Source organism: Pseudomonas sp. DSV-1 (assembly GCF_035830915.1).
Taxonomy (GTDB): Bacteria; Pseudomonadota; Gammaproteobacteria; order Pseudomonadales; family Pseudomonadaceae; genus Aquipseudomonas.
In genome coordinates this window covers 1951453-1973469 of the sequence record NZ_JAYMYG010000001.1, presented here as the reverse complement: position 1 = coordinate 1973469, position 22017 = coordinate 1951453, and the positions used below count along the sequence as shown (strand labels likewise).

Genomic DNA, 22017 nt, shown 5'->3' with positions numbered 1-22017 from the left:
AGCCTTCGGCAGCGACTACAGTGATTTGCCCAGCGCTTAGAAATGGGTGAAGGTCAGGCCTACGGAGTAGGTGGGGCCGTATTCTTCGTACTGGTTGTTGTAGCGACTGTTGCCGCTGTAGACGAAGTACGGCTGGTCCGTAAGGTTCTGGGCGTCGAACTTGATTTGCAGGTTTTTGGTCAGCGAGTAGCGGGCGCTGAAGTCGACAAACGTCTGGGCATCGACATGGGTGTCATGGGCCTTGTCGTTGACCCCCGCCAGTTCGTAGAGGTAGTCCGACTTGTAGTTGGCCGACAGGCGCAGGCTCAGCTTGTCGTCTTCCCAGCCGAGCATCAGGTTGCCGACGGTGTTGGACTGGTTCGGCAAATCAATATCGCGCTTGAGGCTTGCTCCGGTGGCTGCATCAACGCCCTTGATGCTGGCGCTGGAGCGGCTGAACGTGCTGTTGGCACCCAGGATCACGCCGTTCCAGGGCGCTGGCAGCCAGTCGAATTTTTGCGAGTAGGCCAGTTCCAGGCCGTAGAGCTTGGCGCTGTCGCCGTTGGCATAGCTGTGGGCCTCAGTGAAGTCGACCCACTCGCCACTGCCGGCCAGGTCGTTGTTGTAGACGAAGTTCTTGATGTCTTTGTAGAAGAGGAACGCCGACACCGTGCCCGCCTGCCCCATGAAGTGCTCAATGCCCAGGTCGAAGTTGCTCGACTCCAGCGGTTTGAGGTTGGGGTTGCCGAACTCGGCCTTGTCATCCTCGATAACAAAACCCGGGGCCAGCTGGCCGAAGGTCGGACGCACCACGGTGTTGGTCCAGGCCGCACGCACCTGGGTGTTTTTCGCCAATTGATAGCGGGCATGCAGGCCGGGCAACCAGTGGTGGTAATCACGCTGGGTGTCCTGATCTTCGAAAACGCCATCGCGCACACCCGTGCCCTTGGCTTCGAACTCGGTGCCTTCGTAGCGCATGCCGGCAATAAAGCGCCAGTCATCGATATCGACGGTGTTCATCAAGTAAGCCGCGTTGATGTCTTCGCGCATGGTGAAGTCATTGGCCCGCGAGTCTTGCTCGTTGTAGAAATCGTTGCGGTTCAAGCCGCCAATCAGATCCTTGATCGCACCGCCGCTGATGCCTGGTCCGAACCGGCCGAGGTTGTAGTGCAGGTTGCCCTTGTTGAACTGCTCGAGGCTGAGTTGCTCGTCACTGAAACCCAGATCCGAAAAGTCCTTGTAGGTCCAGGCATTGAGGTCATTGTCCTTGTTGCGACGGCTGACCTTGCCGCCGAATTTGACCTGGGAGGCATAGCCCTGCACGTCGTAGTCGCGGGCCAGGTCCAGGCGGATATTTTTCTCGGTGTCCTTGGTGTGTTGCTCTTGCCAGTCCACCTTGTCGAGGCTGAAATTGGCCGGGTCATAAAAGCCTGCGCCAATGATGGGCCGGGGTTTTTCGGTATCGTAGAACCCCCCTTCACCGATGCCGGAATTGCCTTTGAAGGTGGCCCCGGCAATGCCGCCCGGATTGTCTTCGCTGGATTCGCTGTAACCGGCCTGCCCGCTCAGGGTCCACAGGCCCATCATGCGTTCGCCGCCGAACACGTAGGACTGGATTTCCTGGGTTTCTTCGCGCTGTTTGAGCTTGCGCTTGGTCTTGGTCGGGCCCACTTCGCCTTCGGCCTGGGGGTCGGAAAATTCAAAACTGGTGGAGTTGCGGGTTTCGTTGTCTTCGAAGCGGCTGTACAGCGTGCGCAGGTACAGGCTGGTGTCGTCGTCGGGCTTGTAGTCGAAGTTGAGGCCGCCACCGGTGCGCTCGCGGCTGATCTCATACACCCGCTGCTCGAAGCTGTTCAGTCGTGCACCCTCGCTGAAGTCCCAGTCGCCGCCGGTCTCGACGTTGTCAGAGCGAAAGTCGCGCTTGTTCCAGCTCAACGCTGCGGCGACACCAAAGTTGTCGACGCCGTCGCCCAGGCTGAAACGGTCACTGATGGCCCCCGACACCTTGGGGCTGGTCTTGTGGCTGTTCTTGTTGTACCCGGCCTCTGTGCTGCCCGTGTAGAACAGGCCCTTGTGGTCGAACGCGGACAGGCTCTGGACGTCCACCGTGCCACCCAGGGAGTTGGCGTCCATGTCCGGGGTCAGGGTCTTGATCACCGACAGCGACTGCACCAGCTCCGAGGGCAACACGTCCAGGGCCACGGCACGACGGGCGCTTTCCGGGGACGGCACCAGCGTGCCGTTGATGGTCACACTGTTCAGGTCCGGCCCCAGGCCCCGCACGCTGACGAAACGGCCTTCGCCCTGATCCCGTTCAATGCTGATACCGGGCAGGCGTTGCACGGCCTCGGCGACGTTCGCGTCCGGCAACTGCGCCACGCCATCGGCATGCACCACGCTTTCAATGTTGTCCGAATTGCGCTGCTGCTTGAGCGCCTTGTCCAGGCTGACGGCCTGCCCGACCACTTCAACGTGTTCGGTGGCGCCGATACTCGATGCCTCGGCGGCGCTCAGGCGCTCACTGGCAATTGCCAGGACCAATGCACTGACGGTAAAGCCGACCCACTGCGCCTTGCTGCGACACTTGTACATGTTTGTCCTCCCCCAAAATCGCCCATCAGGCCGGGCAAATGGCCCGACAACTTGGGAGCGAAAGCTAGGGTTGGTGGATGACAACGCTGTGACAGTGTTTGGCTAAAACCCCGAAACAGAGGCTTTTGAGCGGCACTTTGAAGGCAATTGAGCTGATATGACCCGCGTCAGCTACCCCGCACCCTTTGGGAGCGGGCTTGCTCGCGATAGCATCAACGCGGTGCAACTGAGCCACCCCGTCGCCGGCATCGCGAGCAAGCCCGCTCCCAGGGTCAAACAGGGGAATGTTCAAGGTTTTTGCACGAGACACCTGAGCTGATTCGACCCGCCCCCCCCGTCACACCGCTGTCACACACCTCTGTTCTGCTGACCGGCAATACGTTTTGGCAGAACTGAAATGACTTGGTTAAACGTTCTTAAACACCACCGCTACAAGCTCGGCCTGCTCCTGTTGGCGGCCAATCTTGCCGTACTGCTGAACCTGGCTTTTGGTACGCCCAAAGCCTTCAGCGAGTGGCATTGGCTGGACATCATCGGCGAAGGGGGAACAGCCCTGTTCATGCTGTTCTGGCTGGGGCTGGTGCTTAAAAGCCGGCCCACCGGACGGGTCACCAACTACCTGGCCTACGGTCTGTGCTTCATGTTTTTCTCCTGGTGGATGGACGTGCTGGACGAGTTTGTCCGCCTGCCCAAGCACATCGGCTGGGATCACTGGCTGGAATCGGGGCCAATGCCCATCGGCATGATTTTGCTGACCATCGGCCTGTTCCACTGGCACCGTGAACAACAGGCGATCAACCAGCACATGGAGAAACGCGAGCGGGTGTTTCGCGAGCATCGGCTGTTCGACAAACTGACTCCCCTGGGCGGCGCCGAATACCTCAAGCGCCAAGTAAGCGAATGCCTCGTGCAAAGCCTTGAGCAGCAACAGCCGCTGTCACTGCTGGCGCTGGATATCGACGACTTTGCCTCGATCAACCGGCACTACGGGCACCCCGAAGGTGATGCCGTGCTGCAAGCCCTCAGCCAATTGCTCCTGCTCAACCTGCGCCGCCACGACCTGCTCTGCCGATTGGCCGGTGACCGCTTTGTCGTGCTGCTGCCCGGCACCGGAGAAAGTCAGGCCCGGTTGCTGGCCCTTGAGTTGCAACAGGCGGTTCAAAGCCTGGCCCACAAAACCCGGCAACATGGCGAACGGGTCTATTTGTCGGCCAGCACCGCCGTGGTGATGGCCTTCGATGAAGCACCCGATGAGTTGCTCAAGCGGCTGAATCTGGCGCTGGTGCGCGCCAAGCCGCCACGGAGCAAACGCGCATGACGCTCCATACCCGCTGGTACGAAACGGACAGCCGTTTTATTGCCGGGCATTACCAACCCGCCACACTGATTGATCTGGCGCTATCACGGGACATCGACAGCCATCGCCTGCTGCGCGGTACCGGGCTGTTCTACGACGATATTGTAGCCGGCCACACCCGCCTCAGCCCCCAGCAGTGCTTTGGCCTGATTGCCAACGCCCAGCGCTTGCTCGAAGCCGATGACAGCAGCTTCCTGTTTGGCCAACGCCTGTGGCCGGGGCACTACGGCCCGGCCAGCCACGCCCTGCAACAGGCGCAGAATCTGCATCAGGCCCTGGAAACCCTGATCCATCACCGCGCCCTGCTCAGCCCGCTGCTGACGCCGCGCCTGTTGCTGGACGACAAGTACGCCTACGTGTACTGGCTCGACAGTTGCGGGGCCCGGGAGCAATTGCGTTTTGTGCTGGAGGCCAGCATGACGGCGCTGATGGCGATGAGTCAGTGGCTCAGCGGCGAACGCCTGCCGTGGGAGTGCAGCTTCAGTCATCCAGAGCCGCGCTATGTGGAGCAATACTGGGTGCATCTGGGGGAAAACACCCAGTTCGGCTGCCAATTGGACATGATGCGCCTGCCCCGCGAATACCTGACGCGGCCCTGGCCCAACGGCTCGGCCATTGCCCGGCAGGTGGCGTACCAGCAGGCCCAGGAGCAATTGCACAGCCTGGGCTTCAGCGCCAGCCTGCTGGATCGGTTGTATGTGTACTTGCGCAACAATGCGCAACACGCCCCGAGCCTTGAGCAGGCGGCGCAGCACTTTTCAATGAGCCAGGCCACCCTCAAGCGCAAACTGAACAAGCATGGCACGCACTTTCAGGCCCAGCAGGATCAAGCGCGCAAACACATGGCGCTGTACCTGTACCAGATCAAGGGGCTGAGTAACGAGGCCGTGGCCGAGCACCTCAACTTCAGCGACCCGGCAAACTTTCGCCGGGCGTTGAAGCGCTGGACGGGGTGTACGCCCAATCTGATCCGGCAGTTTCTGGCGCTATAAGCCACCACCCAACCTGATGCGCGCAGGTGGATTGTGGGAGCGGGCTTGCTCGCGATGCAGGCCACGCGGGGTTTCAGGCAAACCGCGGTGATGCTATCGCGAGCAAGCCCGCTCCCACAGGTAATCGGATCCTTCGTGCAGTTACCCCGCCAGCTCATGCAACCTGGCCAACTCTTCAGCGCCCAGCGGGATGCCTTCGTCCAACGATTTCGCACGTTCGATAAAGCGACGGTCGCCGGGCATGCGCTCCAGGCCCACGGCGTGCATCTGACGCACCAGTTCTGCGCTGCGCTGGGCAAAGCTGTCGCCGCCGGATTTGCTCGGGTCGATCACGATCAGCAATTGACCCGTCCACGGGGTTTGCGCACCCGGGTGTTTCGACCAGTCGAACTCAAACGAGAAGTTGCCACCCGTCAGCGCCGCCGCCAGCAATTCGACCATCATCGACAGCGCCGAACCCTTGTGCCCGCCAAATGGCAGCAAGGCACCGCCGTCAAGAATCGCTTTCGGGTCTTGAGTCGGCTCACCCTGTTTATCTACCCCCATACCGGCAGGCAACTGATGACCCTTGCGCGCGGCAATTTGCACATCGCCGTGGGCGATGGCGCTGGTAGCCAGGTCGAATACGATCGGATGACCCTCGGCGCGGGGTGCCGCAAAGGCAATCGGGTTGGTGCCAAACAGGGGCTTTTGCGCACCGTGGGGCACCACGCAGGTCATGCTGTTCACCACGCTCAACGCCACCAGACCTTCTTCGGCAAACGGTTCCACGTCCGGCCAAAGCGCAGCAAAGTGATGCGAGTTTCGAATCGCCATTACCGCAATCCCGGCGTTGCGGGCTTTCTCGACCAGCAACTGACGGGCAGCAGCCAATGCAGGCTGGGCAAAGCCCCCGGCAGCGTCCACGCGGATAAAGCCCGAGGCTACATCTTCCACGACCGGAACAGCCTGACCATCGACCCAATTACTGGCCAGCGAAGACAGGTAGCCCGGAATGCGGAATACCCCGTGGCTATAAGAACCATCGCGCTGAGCCCGTGCGCAGTTGTCAGCCAACACCCGAGCAACCTGCGGCGAGGTGCCATGACGCTCGAAAATCCGTTGCAGCAAGGCGGTCAGTTCGACCAGGGAAAGCGACTGCGTAGAAGACATTCTGGCGCTCCAATCTGATTATTTTTGTCTGTGGCAAACTATCCTTGGGTGACAGTTCTCTGTCAATTGTTGACTTAATGACAGAAAACATTCACTTTCTGCAACGCGCTGAAATAAAAACAGGAAGCAGTCGTGAGCCAGCCGATTAAACAACGCCTTGAAAGCAGTCTGTCAACCGCCGCACCTTCGGGTCGGGCGATTGCCAGCTACATGCTGGCCAATCTTTACGAACTGCCGTTTCAGACAGCCGCCGACATCGCCAGCAAACTGGGGGTCAGCGAATCCAGTGTCGGGCGTTTTTGCCGCTCGCTGGGCTACAGCCATTTCAAGGATTTGAAAAACGATCTCAAGGACGACCTGGGCGATGGCCCGTGGCTTGTCGGTGATCGCTTGCAAGAATTCCGCCAGCAGTCGAGCCAGAGCCCCCAGGCGTTACCACGCAGTTTTGAGCTTGAAGTCGGCGCGCTGGTCAAGGTCTACGAATACAGCCTCACGCCGCAGTGGCGTGCGGTCAGTCAGCGCCTGGCCACGCGGCGCAAAGTGTTTGTCGCAGGGTTCCAGACCGAGCGCGGGATTGCCGCCTCCATGGTGCATTTGCTGCAATACCTGCGCGATGGCGTGCAACTGGTCGATGGCGCCGCCGGGCATTACGCCGACGTGCTGCTGTGCCCGCCCGCAGACTGTGCCCTGGTGGTGTTTGAAGCCCGACGCTACTCGCGCCACGCCCAGCTGTTGTGCCGCAAGGCACGTGAGGCCGGGATCGAGGTCACGCTGGTCACCGATACCTTCTGCGACTGGGCCGACCAGAGCGCCAATGAAGTGTTTCGCGTGCCCACCGAGTTCAACCTGTTCTGGGAATCCACCGCGGCCATGCTGTCGCTGGTGCATCTGCTGATCAATGAAGTGTGCAAACAACTGGGGCCGGACGTTGAGAAGCGTCTTGAGGCTACCGCGGCCTTACACAATGAGTTCGTGGGCTACACATCCTCACCCGGATCAAAACAATAAAACGAGGTGCTAGATGAAATACGTCATTCGCTTTGCAAGTGCATGTGCACTGGTGGCCGCCGTTGCAGGAAACGCGCACGCCGACACGCTGACTATCGCCACGGAAGGCGCCTACCCTCCCTTCAACACCACTAATTCGGACGGCACGGTGTCGGGCTTTGACGTCGACATCACCAACGCCCTGTGTGAACGCATGAATGCCCAGTGCAAGATCGTTGCCCAGGATTGGGACGGCATCATTCCGGGACTGATGGCTAAAAAGTACGATGCCATCGTGGCGTCGATGATCGTGACCGATGAACGCAAAAAGAAAATCGCGTTCACCAATCACTACTACCGCACCCCGCTGTCGATTGCCGTGCCAAAAGACTCTGACATCACCGATGCCCAGATCAACTTCAAGGGCCGCACCATCGGTGCCCAGGGCGCAGCGACCCAAGGTATTTACGCCGAGGATCACTACGAGAAAGCCGGCGCCAAACTCAACCTGTACCCCACGCTTGACGAAGCCAACGCCGAACTGAAAAACGGCCGCGTCGATGCCGTCATTGCCGACAAATTCCCGCTGCTGGAATGGATCAACAAGGCCAGCGACGACTGCTGCAAAATCATCGGTGACGTTGACGGCACCAATGCCGACGCGGCAATTGCCGTGCGCCAGAACGATAACGTCCTGCGCGAGCGCTTCAACAAGGCGCTGGACGAAATCGTGGCCGACGGCACGTATAAAAAGATCTCCAGCAAGTACTTCGACTTCGACATTTACTGAGTCGCCCGCCTTCGTTTGAGGGCTCCCTGCCAATGACCCTGCCCCGCGCACCTGACGTGCGCGGCGGCTGAATTTCGGCCCAATTTTGCCCGGGGATTCGAGCATGCTCGATCAACTCTCACTTCTTTCTTTCGCCAGTGGCGGCTGGGGCTCGGCCCTGCTCGCAGGCGCCATGGTGACCATTGCCCTGGCCCTGAGCTGCCTGCCTATCGGTTTGCCACTGGGCCTGGCCGTGGCCGTGGCGGCACGTTCCAAAAACCGCTGGGGGCGGGCGTGGGCAACCACGTTCTCCACGGTTTTTCGTGGTTTGCCGGAATTGCTGACACTGCTGATCATTTACTACGGCTGCCAGATCGCCGCGCAAAAGATCCTCGCCATGATGGGCTACGACGCGCAGGTCACGATCAATACCTTCGTGGCCGCGATGGTCGCCTTCAGCCTGGTGTTTGCCGCCTTCTCCAGCGAGATCTGGCTGGGTGCGTTCAAAACCATCCCCAAGGGCCAGTTCGAAGCCGCATCGGCACTGGGCCTGAGCAAATTCACCACCTTTCGCAAAGTGGTGCTGCCACAACTGGCGCGCATCGCCCTGCCCGGCCTGTCCAACAACTGGCTGTCACTGCTCAAGGACACCTCGCTGGTGTCGACCATCTCCCTGGTGGACCTGATGCGCCAGACCAACCTGGCGGTCAGCGTGACCAAAGACCCGATGCTGTTCTACAGCGTCGCGTGCCTGGGCTATCTGTTTTTCTCGGCGATTTCCGGGCGGCTGTTTGCCTTCCTTGAACGCTACTTCAGCCGCCATCAACGGAGCGCGCAGCCATGAGTCTGGTGGATCTGCAAAACATGTTTCTCAACCCCGACCTGCTTGAACGCTATGGCCCGCGCTTTATCGACGGGCTGCTGGTGACGGGCAAGCTGGTGGCAATTTCGTTCACCCTGGGTGCCTTGCTTGGCTTGCTGATTGCCCTGGGGCGCTTGTCCAGCAACCGCTTTTTGCGCAGCTTTACCGGCGCCTACGTGTACTTCTTCCGTGGCTCGCCGCTGCTGGCCCAACTGTTTTTGCTGTATTACGGCCTGGGCTCGTTCAAGGGCTTCTGGCAAGACGTGGGCTTGTGGTGGTTTTTCCGCGATGCCTGGTTCTGCACCCTGCTGGCCTTCACCCTCAACACGGCGGCGTACCAGGCCGAAATCCTGCGCGGCAGCATCCTGTCCGTTGCCCAGGGCCAGCGTGAAGCCTGCAAGGCGCTGAACCTGTCGCGATGGACGGCCTTTCGCAAGATCATCCTGCCGCAATCGCTGCTGGTGGCCATCGGCCCTTTGGGCAATGAGCTGATCCTGATGATCAAGGCCAGTGCCATTGCCTCCCTGGTGACCATTTACGATTTGATGGGTGTTACCAAAATGGCGTTTTCGCGCAGCTTCGACTTCCAGATCTATCTGTGGGCCGCCGTGCTGTATCTGCTGATCGTGGAAGTGGTGCGACGCAGCCTGAAGTTGATCGAAGGCCGTCTCGGCCGCCATTTGCAGTAAGCCCATTGTTCGGGCTGCGAACACGGCCCCTGTTTAAGGATTTGTTTATGCACTGCGACACTATCGTTCTGGGGGCCGGCATCGTCGGCGTCAGTACCGCGTTGCAACTCCAGGCCCGCGGGCGCAGCGTCGTGCTGCTCGACCGCGCAGCGCCTGGCAGCGGCACCAGCCACGGCAATGCCGGGCTGATCGAACGCGCCAGCGTTATCCCCTACTCGTTCCCCCGTGAAATTTCGCGCTTGCTGCGCTATGGCCTCAATCAGCAATCCGATGTGCGCTACAGCCTCAAGCACCTGCCAAAGGCCGGGCCGTGGCTGTTGAAATACTGGCAGCAGTCCGGCCCCAAGGAACTGGCCAAGGCCACCCGGGCCATGCTGCCGCTGATTGAAAAATGTGTGACCGAGCACGACCTGCTGGCTGCGCCGGCGGGTATGACCGAGCTGATTGACGACAGCGGCTGGATCGAGGTGTATCGCACCCAGGCCGACTTCGACAAAGCCCAGCGTGACGCCGCCGCCCTGAGCGAATACCAGCTCAACTATCGGGTGCTCGGCGAGCAGCAAGTCCACGCCCTGGAGCCGGGCCTGCACACCGATGTCATCGGCGGCATTCACTGGCTGGACCCCAAGACCGTCAGCGATCCGGGTGGCCTGACCCGTGGCTACGCCGAACTGTTCATCAAGCGCGGCGGCACCTTTGTGACCGGCAATGCCACCAGCCTGCGGCCAACGGCAGGGCAATGGCAGGTTGAAAGCCAGAAAGGGCTGATCGTCGGCAATGAAGTGGTGGTTGCACTCGGCCCACAGGCACGGGACATCTTCGAGCCCCTGGGCTATCGCATTCCTTTGGCGATCAAGCGCGGCTACCACATGCATTACGCGGCCAGGGACGGCCAGACCATGCAGCATCCGATCCTCGATTCGGTGGGGGGTTACGTGCTGGCGCCGATGGTGGGCGGCATCCGCCTGACCACCGGCATCGAGTTCGCCGACAGCGATGACCCGATCAACGAGATCCAGTTGCGCCGCTGCGAAGAGCGGGCCCAGCGCCTGTATCCATTGGGTGAACGTGTGGATGCCGAGCCCTGGCTCGGCCGACGCCCGTGCCTGCCGGACATGTGCCCGGTCATCGGGCCTGGCAGTCGCCACAAGGGCCTGTGGTTCAACTTTGGCCACGCCCACCACGGCCTGACCCTGGGCCCGGTCAGCGGGCGCCTGTTGGCCGAGATGATGACCGGCGAAAAGCCTTTCACCGACCCTGCGCCCTACAGCGCCGAACGTTTTCACTGATCACTGGAGACACACCATGCACGCACAACCTGCTTACGTTCACCCCGTGTCGCCAGTCACTGATACCCGCAAGGTAGTGGTGGATATCGCCGGGCTGAACAAGTACTACAGCGCCTTTCACGTACTCAAGGGCATTGACCTGAAAGTGCGCGAAGGCGAACGCATCGTGCTGTGCGGCCCTTCCGGCTCCGGCAAATCGACCTTGATCCGCTGTATCAACCGCCTGGAAATCGCCGAACAGGGCCGCATCCTGATCAACGACACCGACCTGTCACTGCCCACGCGCGAAGCGAGCAAGGTGCGCAGCGAAATCGGCATGGTGTTTCAGCACTTCAACCTGTTCCCGCACATGAGCGTAATCGACAACTGCATTCTGGCGCCGATGTCGGTGCGCGGGTTGTCGCGCAAGAAGGCGATCGAACTGGCGCAGCATTTTTTGACCAAGGTCGGGATTGCCAGCCAGGCCGACAAGTACCCGAGCCAGCTGTCGGGCGGCCAGCAGCAACGCGTCGCCATTGCCCGGGCGCTGTGCATGGAGCCGAAAATCATGCTGTTCGATGAGCCCACTTCGGCGCTGGACCCGGAAATGGTCAGCGAAGTGCTGGACGTCATGGTCAACCTGGCCGGCAGCGGCATGACGATGCTGTGCGTGACCCACGAAATGGGCTTTGCCCGTCAGGTGGCCGAGCGGGTGTTGTTCCTGGATGGCGGGATGGTGATCGAGGACTCGCCACCGGAAGAGTTTTTCAACGCCCCGAAAAGCCCGCGGGCCAAGACGTTTTTAGCGCAGATCGTGCACTAGACACCACCCTGTGGAAGCGGGCTTGCTCGCGATCAAGGCGCCGCGGTATTGAAGTTGAACTGCGTCGATCCAATCGCGAACAAGCCCGCTCCCACAAAGGGCACACGCAGGAGTCTAGAGCTGCGCCGCCAGGCGCGAACCCTGATCAATGGCGCGCTTGGCATCCAGCTCGGCCGCCACGTCGGCACCCCCGATCAAATGCACGCTCTGCCCGGCCGCGACCAGGCCGTCGTGCAGCTCCCGCAACGGGTCTTGCCCGGCGCAAATCACAATGTTGTCGACCGGCAATACCTGCGGCTCACCCTCGCCAATGCGAATGTGCAGCCCTGCATCGTCGATGTTCAGGTATTCAACGCTGTTGAGCATGTGCACCTGTTTGTTTTTCAGGCCCGCGCGGTGGATCCAGCCAGTGGTTTTGCCCAGCCCGTCGCCCACCTTGCTGGCTTTGCGCTGCAACAGGAACACTTGGCGAGCAGGTGCGTGGACTTCTGGCTTTATACCGGCAACACCTCCCCGGGCTTCAAGCGCACTGTCGATGCCCCATTCTTTCCAGAACGCGTCACGGTCCTGGCTGGTGGACACGCCCTGATGCACGAGAAACTCGGATACATCAAAGCCGATACCGCCTGCGCCAATCACTGCCACTTTGGCGCCCACCGGCTTGCGTTGCAGGATCACGTCCAGGTAGCTCAGCACCTTGGGGTTGTCGATACCTGGAATGGCAGGCGTACGCGGCGCAATGCCGGTGGCCAGGATAATTTCGTCAAAGCCCCCGTCGACCAGTTGCTGCACATCCATGCGGGTGTTCAGGCACAGTTCGACACCGGTGGTTTGCAGCTTGCGCTTGAAGTAGCGCAAGGTTTCGAAGAACTCTTCCTTGCCCGGCACACGCTTGGCCACATTGAACTGACCGCCAATCTCGCTCGCCGAGTCAAACAGCGTGACCTCATGCCCGCGCTCTGCCGCCACCGTGGCCGCTGAAAGACCGGCGGGGCCGGCTCCGACCACGGCAATTTTTTTGACCGCAATGGTCGGCAGGTAGTTGAGTTCGGTCTCGTGGCAGGCGCGGGGGTTGACCAGGCAGCTGGTCAGCTTGCCGCCGAAGGTATGATCCAGGCAGGCCTGGTTGCAGCCGATGCAGGTGTTGATTTCGTCACTGCGCCCGGCAGCCGCCTTGTTGACGAACTCGGGATCGGCCAGGAACGGACGGGCCATGGACACCATGTCAGCGTCACCTTCGACCAGGATCTGCTCGGCAATGTCCGGGGTATTGATGCGGTTGGTGGTAATCAGGGGCACGCTGACCGAACCGCGAAGCTTGGCCGTCACCTTGCTGAAGGCGGCACGGGGCACTTTGGTAGCAATGGTGGGGATGCGCGCTTCGTGCCAACCGATCCCGGTGTTGATCAAGGTCGCACCGGCCGATTCGACGGCCTTGGCCAGTTGCACGATTTCTTCCCACACGCTGCCGCCTGCCACCAGGTCCAGCATCGACAGGCGATAAATAATGATGAAGTTCGGGCCTACGGCTTCGCGCACGCGACGCACGATGTCTACCGCCAGGCGCATGCGGTTTTCGTAGCTGCCGCCCCAGCGGTCGGTGCGCTGGTTGGTGTGCGCCGCGAGGAACTGGTTAATCAGGTAGCCTTCGGAACCCATGATTTCGACACCGTCATACCCGGCGCTCTGGGCAAGTCGGGCGCATGTCACGAAATCGCTGATCTGCTTTTCAATGCCCGCTTCGTCCAGTTCCCTGGGCTTGAACGGATTGATCGGCGCCTGAATCGCACTCGGCGCAACCTGGCGCGGGCTGTAGGCATAACGCCCGGCATGGAGGATCTGCAAGCAGATCTTGCCGCCGGCATCGTGAACGGCCCGGGTGACGACTACGTGCTTTTCCGCCTCTTCGACCGTGCTCAGCTTGGCCGCGCCACTGTACACACCGCCCTCGTCGTTAGGCGCAATGCCCCCCGTCACGATCAAACCCACACCGCCTTTGGCCCGCTCGGCAAAGTAGGCAGCCATACGCTCAAAGCCACCGGTTTTTTCTTCGAGACCGGTGTGCATTGACCCCATCAGGGTGCGGTTGCGCAACGTGGTGAAGCCCAGATCCAGCGGGGCCATTAAATGCGGGTAGTGCGTGGCAGTCATCAGTCAGCTCCACAACGGTCTAAATCACGGAACGCGGGATGCTCTGCGGCTCCCGTCGTTTAATGTCCGCCAAGGTAAAGGCTGGATGGGCCCCACTCAATGACCCAAAGTTACAAATTATTAACCCAAATGCACATCCCCCCTTGGCAAGCCCGCAAGCGCCGCCTACCCTAGACATCGAATTCCGCTGAAAGCTGTCCGTTCTATTTATATGCGCAAACTTATTGGCTGCACCTTATTGATCGCCCTTGTCGCCGCTGCCGGCGGCTATGCCTGGTGGACCACGCAACGGGATGTTGGTCATTACCTCTCTGACCTGCGTATCGAGCTGGCCATAAACGAGGGTGTCAATAATGATCGTGGCAACCTGCTGGGTATCGAGCCCGACCTGTCACCCCGCGACTATCAAAGCCTGGCGCTGGTGCACCTGAAGCTGGCGGCTTATCTCGACACCGCTCGCGCTGCAGGTTTGCTCAATGACAAAACCGTCGTGGTGCTGCCAGAGCACATTGGCTCCTGGCTGATGTTTCGCGGTGAAAAAAGCGAGCTGTACCAGGCAGCCAACCTGAATGAAGCCATGCGCTGGCTGGCGGTGAGCAACCCGCTGGCCTTTGCCAATGCCTGGCTTCGTGCTGACGGCGAAAGCCGGATCAACGATGCTCACTTGCGCATGAAGGCCAGCAGCATGGCAGCCGATTACCAGACGCTGTTTGGCGGCCTGGCCAAAGAGTTCGGCGTCACCCTGGTGGCCGGGAGCATTGCCCTCCCTTCGCCGCGTATCGAGAACGGCACGCTGCTGTCCGGCACGGGCCCCTTGTACAACAGCAGTGTGGTCTTCGGCAGTGATGGCGCAGCGCTGGGCACTCCCCAGCGTCAGTTGCTGCCCACTTATGAAGAGCAAAGCTATATCCAGCCCAGCCCCGACCATGAGTTGAATGTGGTTGATACCCCGGCCGGACGCCTGGGCATCCTGATCGGCAGCGACAGCTGGTACCCGGAGAACTACCGCACCCTGAACGAAAAACGTGCGCAACTGATCGCCGTGCCCGCGTTCATCGTTGGCAAAACCACCTGGGACAAACCATGGGGCGGCTACAAAAGCGTATCGACACCCAGCGAAATCAGCCTCAAGCCCGGCGAAGTGACCGAAGGCGACGCCTGGCATCGCCTGACATTGATCAGCAGCCTGCCCAGCAGCACTGCCCAAGCCGGTGTCACCGTCTTCTTGCGGGGCAAGTTCTGGGACAAGCACAGCACAGGACTGGGCTTTATCAGTCACAACGGCCAGACCAGTGCGGATCAGCCCGGCACCGGTGCACGGCTGTTGAACGTCTGGCTCTAGCACGATGAAACCGCTGCCGATGCGCCTGGGCGATCTGTCGGTGGGGTTTGTCCAGGCCCTGGCCGATGCCGTGCACAGCTGCGGCAAAGACCCTGCGCCCCTGCTCGAACAGTTCGGCCTTGACCCCGCCCGTCTCGCCCAGCCGCTGGCGCGCCTGTCGATACCGCGCTACATGCGCCTGGGGCACGCGGCAATTGCCCTCACCGGTGACCCGGCACTGGGCTTGCGCATGGGCCAGCTAAGCCGCCTGAACCAGGTCGGACTGGCCGGTGTGACTGCGGCCCAGGCACCCACCGTTCGGGAGGCGGCACGCACCTTGATTCGTTTTGAGGCCCTCTACGGCTCCAACTATCGAGGGCAATCGAGCTTTCACGAAGACGCCCGGGGCGCCTGGCTGCGTTTTTATTCCATCAGCCCGTACAACGCCTACAACCGCTTTGTGGTGGACTCGATCATTGCCGGTTGGCTGCAACACCTGTCATCGGTCGCAGCCCACCCCCTGAGCTGCGAGCACATCGACATTGAGTTCAATGAACCTGATTACGCGGCACGCTACAGCGCGCTCGGCAGTTCGACAGTCCATTTTCGCGCCGAGACCAATCAGCTGCGCCTGAACCATGCCACGCTCGACCTGCGCAACCCGCAGCACTGTCCAAGTACCTGGACCTACCTGCTGCAGTTGTGCGAACGCGAACTGGAGCAACTGACCCGCACCCGCAGCCTGCGCGAACGCATCACACAACTGTTGGGGCCTTTGCTCAACGGTGGTCGTGAACCCGACCTGGAAGAAGTGGCGGCTCGCCTGAAGCTGCCGACCTGGACCTTGCGGCGCAAGCTCACGGAGGAAGGCACGCAGTTTCGCGCCATTCTCAACGACACACGCCGCGACCTCGCCATGACCTATATCCGCGATACGGAACTGGCCTTTGGCGAGATTGCCTATTTGTTGGGGTTTGCCTCAGCCGAGGCGTTTCAACGCGCCTTCAAGCGCTGGAATGCGCAGACGCCGGGGGAATACCGACGCCTTCAGCGCCAATCTGCGTAAACGTGCCTGGAGCTCAAAGCTCGGTCGCATCGTCAGCAGGTTCAAGCGGGTCGAGCTCAAAAGCCCGATACTCAAGCAGTTCTTCCTGATAATCGTCCATAGCAGCATCCCTTTTCAGTCTGTTTGTTTAAGTCATGCCTGAGCATAAAGTGCCCCCATGAAGGAAAAATGACACCTTCGCGGGCACTGTCACAACTCATTTATAAACGTAGCAGAGCTTTTGGGATTTACCGCACGGTTATTGAGGGGGCGAAGGCTCTACCGCAACAGGTACAGGGGTGATCGTAGACTCGCCCTGTGGCGCGACGGCCTTGGCCGGCTCAGGTTGTTCGGCTGCAGGCTTGATCTCGGGTACCGCCGCCGCAGGGGCTGCCTGGACTTCTACCGGGGAAATGGGCTCGACGTCTGCCGGTGGCACGACGGGCTCACTCACAGACTCGACAGCAGGCGCTGGCGGCTCAATGGCAGGCGCAGCGGCTTCGTCCTTGGCAGGCACTGCTTCGGGCACTCCCAAGTCGGGCTTGGGCGCTTCAGGGGCATGCACCGCCTTTTCCACTTCCTTGGGCTTGGGCAGAAATGCTTCTACCAGCGTGAAAAAGCGGTCGTAAAACTGAGGCGAAGAGACTGTCTCGCTGGCGACCTTGACCATCGAGTCATCGGTCGAGCCAATAGGCATCGATACCGACCCCAGCACACCAACCCCCAGGCTCGCGGAGTTGTTCACCTTTTTCAGCGCATAACGGTCCTGCAGGGCATTGGCAAACATGGTGGCGTGATGCTGTGAACCACCATCGTCGGCGCACACGATGTTGAAGCTGATTTCCAGATGGCTTTCACCCGTTTGCTGGAAGCTCTTGTGGCCACTGATGATTTTCGGATCGCTGCTGGTGATGATGTAGCCCTGGCTGAGCAACGCGCGGCGCGCAGCCTCACAGGAGGTTTTGTCGGTTACCGGGTAATTACGCGAGAACGTACCGGAATCATCGAAACTTTCATGTTCGTAGATCGCTGTCTTCTTCGATGAGCAACCTGCGAGTCCAGCCAGCACTAGGGCGACTACCACGGCACGCACGGGGAATGACATAAGCATTAAAGATCCTGAAGAGAACGGTACGGGGTGTATTGTGCATCAGTTCGCGTTTGGCGGGAGCAGTTTCCATGTGTAGCCGCTGCCGTAGAATTTCAGGCACAAAAAAAGCGACCCTAAGGTCGCTTTCTTTGTAGCTTCAGAGAGTTCAAGGGCTCTGAAGCAAATATGGCGCAGCGGACGGGACTCGAACCCGCGACCCCCGGCGTGACAGGCCGGTATTCTAACCGACTGAACTACCGCTGCGTATCGCTCGGACTTGCGTCCGTTTGAAACTTTCAAAACCTGTGACTGAAGAGCTTCGGTGCTTTTCAATCGCAAACCAGGCGAACCTGATTTGTACAAATATGGCGCAGCGGACGGGACTCGAACCCGCGACCCCCGGCGTGACAGGCCGGTATTCTAACCGACTGAACTACCGCTGCGCGTCGGTGGTTGTTCCTTTCAGAACGACCTTTCTCTTGCGAGAATCTCAAGAAGTGGTGGGTGATGACGGGATCGAACCGCCGACCCTCTGCTTGTAAGGCAGATGCTCTCCCAGCTGAGCTAATCACCCTTTGCTTCGTTGAGGCCGCGAAATTTACGCATCTATCGAAGCTAAGTCAAGGACAAGATTGAGTTTTTTTCAAAAAAGGCAAAAATAGTGGCCAGCCTGCAACAAGGCCTACTCGCCATAGATCATCTTTTTGCTCATACCTCCGTCAACCACAAACTCCTGCCCCGTCACAAACCCGGCATTACGTGACAATAACCAGGCAACCATCGATGCGACGTCCTCCACGGTCCCTACCCGGCCAGCCGGGTGCTGAGCGTGATCGGCGTCCGTCAGCGGCTCTGCACGCCTCACAGAGGGGTCCCGGGCATCAATCCAGCCCGGGCTGACCGCATTGACCCTAACCTGCGGCCCAAGGCTGATGGCCAGCGCATGGGTCAACGCCAGCAACCCGCCCTTGCTTGCCACGTAAGCCTCGGTATCAGGCTCCGACTGGCGGGCGCGGGTGGAAGCCAGGTTGACGATCGAACCATTGTGCGCACGCAGGTACGGCGCACAATGCTTGGCCAGCAACATGGGCCCGGTCAGGTTGACCGCCAGAACACGATTCCAGTGTTCCAGATCGAGGCTTTCAAGGCCCATGTTGTGCGGATCCGCAATGGCGGCATTGCACACCAGCCCGTCCAGCCGCCCAAACTGGCCAAGGACTTGCGCGACACACTGAATGACATCGGCCTCGACCGAAACATCCATCGTCACGAACCAGGCACTCTCACCCAGCGCCTTGGCCACCCTGGAACCCCGGGCACGGTCAATGTCGGTCAATACCACTTGCCAACCTTCACTGACCAGCCAGGCAGCAATCCCCAGGCCAATGCCCCGCGCAGCACCCGTCACCAGCGCTACGCGGCCATTGCCGCCAACCGGTGTTTCGTCCATCCAGTCACTCACAGCGCAGCAAGACCTCGTGCGAGGTCGGCTTGCAAGTCGGCGACATCTTCCAGACCGACCGCGATCCGGATCAGGCTGTCGCGAATACCCGCCGCTTCACGCTCTTGTGGCGCCAGACGACCATGGGACGTGGTCGCCGGATGGGTAATCGTGGTTTTGCTGTCACCCAGGTTAGCGGTGATCGAGATCAGGCGGGTTGCGTCGATAAAGCGCCAGGCGCCCTCTTTCCCACCCTTGACCTCAAAGCTGACCACCGCACCAAAACCGCGCTGCTGACGCTGGGCCAGCTCATATTGCGGATGGCTCTTGAGACCGGCGTAGTGAACCTTTTCAACCCCGTCCTGCTGCTCCAGCCACTCGGCCAGCGACTGGGCACTGGCGCAGTGAGCGCGCATGCGCAGGTTCAGGGTTTCAAGACCCTTGAGGAAGATCCAGGCATTGAACGGGCTCAGGGTCGGCCCGGCAGTGCGCAAGAAGCCGACGATTTCTTTCATCAGTTCGCCACGACCGGCAACCACACCGCCCATGCAACGGCCCTGGCCATCGATGAATTTGGTGGCCGAATGCACCACGATGTCCGCGCCCAGCTTCAGCGGCTGCTGCAAGGCAGGCGTGCAGAAACAGTTGTCGACCACCAGCAGCGCGCCCTTGGCGTGGGCAATCCCGGCCAGGGCGGCAATGTCCACCAGCTCGGCCAGCGGATTGGACGGCGACTCGACAAACAGCAATTTGGTGTTGGGCTTGATCGCCGCGGCCCAGCCAGCCAGTTCAGCCAACGGCACGTAATCGACCTGCACGCCAAAGCGCTTGAAGTACTTTTCAAACAGGCTGATGGTCGAGCCGAACACGCTGCGCGACACCAGAATGTGATCGCCGGCGCTGCACAGGCTCATGACCACCGACAAAATGGCCGCCATGCCGGTGGCGGTTGCCACGGCCTGCTCGGCGCCTTCAAGGGCCGCAATGCGCTCTTCGAAGGCACGAACGGTGGGGTTGGTGTAACGCGAGTAAACGTTGCCTGCCACTTCGCCCGAGAACCGTGCTGCCGCGTCAGCCGCCGTGCGGAACACGTAGCTGGAGGTCAGGAACATTGCATCACCATGCTCGCCCTCGGGCGTACGGTGCTGGCCAGCACGCACAGCCAAGGTGTCGAACGCTACGCCCTCAAGGTCGCTGTCCAGCCGACCCGCATCCCAATCCTGACTCATGCTGCCCACTCCTTGCTTTGTATTGGATGAACGCAAACCGGCCCATCAGGGCCGGTTTGGTGAACACTTAGTTGTTGTACAAGCCTATCGTCGCACCGACACCCTGGGCAACCACCTTGGAAGCATCATTGCGCGCACGCTCGATACGTTCCAGATAGTTGTCATCGATATCGCCGGTGACGTATTTGCCGTCAAACACTGCGCAGTCGAACGCGTCGATCTTGATCTTGCCACCACCGACTGCTTCGATCAGATCAGGCAAGTCCTGGTAGATCAACCAGTCAGCACCGATCAACTCGGCCACTTCCTGGGTGCTGCGGTTGTGTGCGATCAGCTCGTGGGCGCTCGGCATGTCGATGCCATAGACGTTCGGGTAGCGAACTGCCGGGGCCGCCGAGCAGAAGTAGACGTTCTTGGCGCCGGCTTCGCGGGCCATCTGAATGATCTGCTTGCACGTTGTACCGCGCACGATCGAGTCATCCACCAGCATCACGTTCTTGCCACGGAACTCCAGTTCGATGGCGTTGAGCTTCTGGCGCACGGATTTTTTACGCGCTGCCTGGCCCGGCATGATGAAGGTACGGCCGATGTAACGGTTTTTGACGAAGCCTTCGCGGAACTTGACGCCCAAGTGGTTCGCCAGCTCCAGCGCCGCGCAGCGGCTGGTGTCCGGAATCGGGATAACCACGTCGATATCGTGATCCGGGCGTTCGCGCAGGATCTTCTCGGCGAGCTTCTCACCCATGCGCAGACGCGCCTTGTACACCGAAACACCGTCGATGATCGAATCCGGACGAGCCAGGTACACGTGCTCGAAGATGCACGGGGTCAATTGCGGGTTCACCGCGCACTGACGGGTGTGCAGCTTGCCATCTTCAGTGATGTAAACCGCTTCACCCGGCGCAAGGTCGCGAATCAGGGTAAAGCCCAGCACATCCAGGGAGACGCTTTCGGAGGCGATCATGTACTCGACGCCTTCGTCGGTATGACGCTGACCGAAGACAATCGGGCGAATGCCGTTCGGGTCGCGGAAACCGACGATGCCGTAACCGGTGATCATCGCAACCACGGCGTAACCGCCACGGCAGCGGTTGTGCACGTCTGTCACGGCAGCAAACACGTCTTCTTCAGTCGGCTGCAATTTGCCGCGCTGAGCCAGTTCATGGGCGAAGACGTTGAGCAACACTTCCGAATCGGAGTTGGTGTTGACGTGACGCAAGTCAGATTCGTAAATCTCCTTGGCCAGCTGTTCAACGTTGGTCAGGTTGCCGTTATGCGCCAGGGTGATGCCATAGGGCGAGTTGACATAAAACGGCTGAGCTTCAGCTGAAGTCGAGCTGCCAGCGGTTGGATAGCGTACGTGGCCAATGCCCACGTTGCCGACCAGGCGCTGCATGTGACGCTGATGAAACACGTCACGAACCAGCCCGTTGTCCTTGCGCAGAAATAACCGGCCATTATGGCTGGTCACAATACCGGCAGCATCCTGGCCGCGGTGCTGGAGGACGGTTAGCGCGTCATACAGCGCCTGATTGACGTTCGACTTACCGACGATACCGACGATGCCACACATGCGACGCAACCCCTACTTAATGGATCTGAACTGAACACCGCTCACTTGGGCTGGGTAGCCGGCAAGAGGTGCTCCTTGAACGGAATGTCAGCGGGTACGCTGATTCCGCTGGCCAGCCACTGACTGCTCCACCCCAGAATGAGGTTTTTGGACCAGTCGGCAACCAATAGAAATTGTGGCACGAGCCGCGACTCTTGCCACCATGAGTCTTGCTGTACCGGCCCCAGGCTAAGCAGCCCGACCGCAGTTACCACCAGCAACGCGCCACGCGCAGCGCCGAAGGCCATGCCGAGAAAACGATCGGTCCCGGACAAGCCGGTGACGCGAATCAGTTCGCCGATAAGAAAATTGATCATTGCGCCTACCAGCAAGGTGGCGACAAACATGATGGTGCACCCAACGATAACGCGGGCGGAAGGTGTTTCGATGTATCCGGAGAGATATTGAGACAGTGAACCGCCGAACATCCAGGCAACGACCCCGGCAATGATCCAGGTGCACAGCGACAATGCTTCTTTTACAAAGCCGCGCTTCAAGCTGATCAAAGCGGAGATGGCGATAATTGCAACGATCGCCCAGTCAACCCAGGTAAATGGCACAGTTCAGCCTACAGACAGATGAGGCGGCGCATTTTAGCAGAGCGCCGCCGCTCAGGTAAGGCGATTTATCCGTGCTTGAGCAATCAGATTGAACCTTT

General features: G+C 60.2%; 18 protein-coding genes and 3 tRNA genes. 10 read left to right on the top strand and 11 right to left on the bottom strand.

Translation table 11 applies throughout. The annotated features are described in order from the left end of the window. Positions 1–36: 36 nt before the first annotated feature. Positions 37–2571 (bottom strand): TonB-dependent receptor, encoded by a 2535-nt coding sequence (locus tag VSQ83_RS09285; RefSeq protein WP_326426177.1) that lies wholly within the window; start codon positions 2569–2571, stop codon positions 37–39. Between the two features lie 397 nt (positions 2572–2968). Between VSQ83_RS09285 and VSQ83_RS09280 the strand changes: the two genes are divergently transcribed. Both VSQ83_RS09280 and VSQ83_RS09275 read left to right on the top strand, forming a co-directional pair. After that, positions 2969–3889 (top strand): GGDEF domain-containing protein, encoded by a 921-nt coding sequence (locus VSQ83_RS09280; protein ID WP_326426175.1) that lies wholly within the window; start codon positions 2969–2971, stop codon positions 3887–3889. After that, the gene (locus VSQ83_RS09275) at positions 3886–4920 is read left to right on the top strand and encodes an AraC family transcriptional regulator (protein WP_326426173.1); all 1035 of its coding nucleotides are present in this window, start codon (positions 3886–3888) and stop codon (positions 4918–4920) included. The genes VSQ83_RS09280 and VSQ83_RS09275 overlap by 4 nt, the downstream gene beginning before the upstream one ends. Positions 4921–5061: 141 nt before the next feature. On the opposite strand, the gene VSQ83_RS09270 is transcribed toward VSQ83_RS09275, so the two are convergent. Beyond that, on the bottom strand, positions 5062–6072 hold the full coding sequence (locus tag VSQ83_RS09270) for an Ldh family oxidoreductase (RefSeq protein ID WP_326426171.1): 1011 nt from the start codon (positions 6070–6072) through the stop codon (positions 5062–5064). Between the two features lie 132 nt (positions 6073–6204). On the opposite strand from VSQ83_RS09270, the gene VSQ83_RS09265 reads away from it, so the two are divergent. The 6 genes from VSQ83_RS09265 (at position 6205) to VSQ83_RS09240 (ending at position 11470) form a co-directional block, all read left to right on the top strand. After that, positions 6205–7080 carry a MurR/RpiR family transcriptional regulator gene (locus tag VSQ83_RS09265; RefSeq protein WP_133079396.1) on the top strand — a complete coding sequence of 292 codons (876 nt, stop codon included), beginning with the start codon at positions 6205–6207 and terminating at the stop codon, positions 7078–7080. A gap of 13 nt (positions 7081–7093) precedes the next feature. Further along, on the top strand, positions 7094–7849 hold the full coding sequence (locus tag VSQ83_RS09260) for a transporter substrate-binding domain-containing protein (protein WP_326426169.1): 756 nt from the start codon (positions 7094–7096) through the stop codon (positions 7847–7849). 103 nt (positions 7850–7952) lie between these two features. Beyond that, entirely contained in the window at positions 7953–8672 is a 720-nt protein-coding gene (locus VSQ83_RS09255; protein ID WP_326426167.1) for an ABC transporter permease, read from the top strand. Then, a complete protein-coding gene (locus tag VSQ83_RS09250; protein ID WP_326426165.1) occupies positions 8669–9379 on the top strand; it encodes an ABC transporter permease in 711 nt (236 codons plus the stop codon). The genes VSQ83_RS09255 and VSQ83_RS09250 overlap by 4 nt, the downstream gene beginning before the upstream one ends. 47 nt (positions 9380–9426) lie before the next feature. Next, positions 9427–10668 carry an NAD(P)/FAD-dependent oxidoreductase gene (locus VSQ83_RS09245; RefSeq protein ID WP_326426164.1) on the top strand — a complete coding sequence of 414 codons (1242 nt, stop codon included), beginning with the start codon at positions 9427–9429 and terminating at the stop codon, positions 10666–10668. 16 nt (positions 10669–10684) lie between these two features. Next, the gene (locus tag VSQ83_RS09240) at positions 10685–11470 is read left to right on the top strand and encodes an amino acid ABC transporter ATP-binding protein (protein WP_326426162.1); all 786 of its coding nucleotides are present in this window, start codon (positions 10685–10687) and stop codon (positions 11468–11470) included. Between the two features lie 114 nt (positions 11471–11584). Here VSQ83_RS09240 and VSQ83_RS09235 read toward each other — a convergent pair whose 3' ends face one another. After that, a complete protein-coding gene (locus tag VSQ83_RS09235) occupies positions 11585–13621 on the bottom strand; it encodes an oxidoreductase (RefSeq protein ID WP_133079400.1) in 2037 nt (678 codons plus the stop codon). A gap of 211 nt (positions 13622–13832) precedes the next feature. Between VSQ83_RS09235 and VSQ83_RS09230 the strand changes: the two genes are divergently transcribed. Both VSQ83_RS09230 and VSQ83_RS09225 read left to right on the top strand, forming a co-directional pair. Continuing rightward, complete coding sequence (locus VSQ83_RS09230; RefSeq protein WP_326426159.1) at positions 13833–14963, top strand: carbon-nitrogen hydrolase family protein; 1131 nt, start codon at positions 13833–13835, stop codon at positions 14961–14963. Positions 14964–14967: 4 nt separating this feature from the next. After that, the gene (locus VSQ83_RS09225) at positions 14968–16008 is read left to right on the top strand and encodes an AraC family transcriptional regulator (protein ID WP_219261347.1); all 1041 of its coding nucleotides are present in this window, start codon (positions 14968–14970) and stop codon (positions 16006–16008) included. A gap of 238 nt (positions 16009–16246) precedes the next feature. On the opposite strand, the gene VSQ83_RS09220 is transcribed toward VSQ83_RS09225, so the two are convergent. The 8 genes from VSQ83_RS09220 to VSQ83_RS09185 form a co-directional block, all read right to left on the bottom strand. Continuing rightward, entirely contained in the window at positions 16247–17098 is an 852-nt protein-coding gene (locus VSQ83_RS09220) for a DUF2242 domain-containing protein (protein ID WP_326426156.1), read from the bottom strand. Between the two features lie 166 nt (positions 17099–17264). Beyond that, positions 17265–17341: transfer RNA gene (locus tag VSQ83_RS09215), tRNA-Asp, on the bottom strand. A gap of 102 nt (positions 17342–17443) precedes the next feature. Beyond that, positions 17444–17520, bottom strand: a tRNA-Asp gene (locus VSQ83_RS09210). A 55-nt stretch (positions 17521–17575) separates the two neighbouring features. After that, positions 17576–17651: transfer RNA gene (locus tag VSQ83_RS09205), tRNA-Val, on the bottom strand. Positions 17652–17759: 108 nt separating this feature from the next. Further along, positions 17760–18527 carry an SDR family oxidoreductase gene (locus VSQ83_RS09200; RefSeq protein WP_219261465.1) on the bottom strand — a complete coding sequence of 256 codons (768 nt, stop codon included), beginning with the start codon at positions 18525–18527 and terminating at the stop codon, positions 17760–17762. 8 nt (positions 18528–18535) lie between these two features. Beyond that, entirely contained in the window at positions 18536–19747 is a 1212-nt protein-coding gene (locus VSQ83_RS09195; RefSeq protein WP_326426154.1) for an O-succinylhomoserine sulfhydrylase, read from the bottom strand. Positions 19748–19814: 67 nt separating this feature from the next. Beyond that, positions 19815–21320 (bottom strand): amidophosphoribosyltransferase, encoded by a 1506-nt coding sequence (gene purF / locus VSQ83_RS09190; RefSeq protein WP_133079406.1) that lies wholly within the window; start codon positions 21318–21320, stop codon positions 19815–19817. Positions 21321–21361: 41 nt separating this feature from the next. Then, complete coding sequence (locus tag VSQ83_RS09185; protein ID WP_095028330.1) at positions 21362–21919, bottom strand: CvpA family protein; 558 nt, start codon at positions 21917–21919, stop codon at positions 21362–21364. Positions 21920–22017 lie beyond the last annotated feature (98 nt).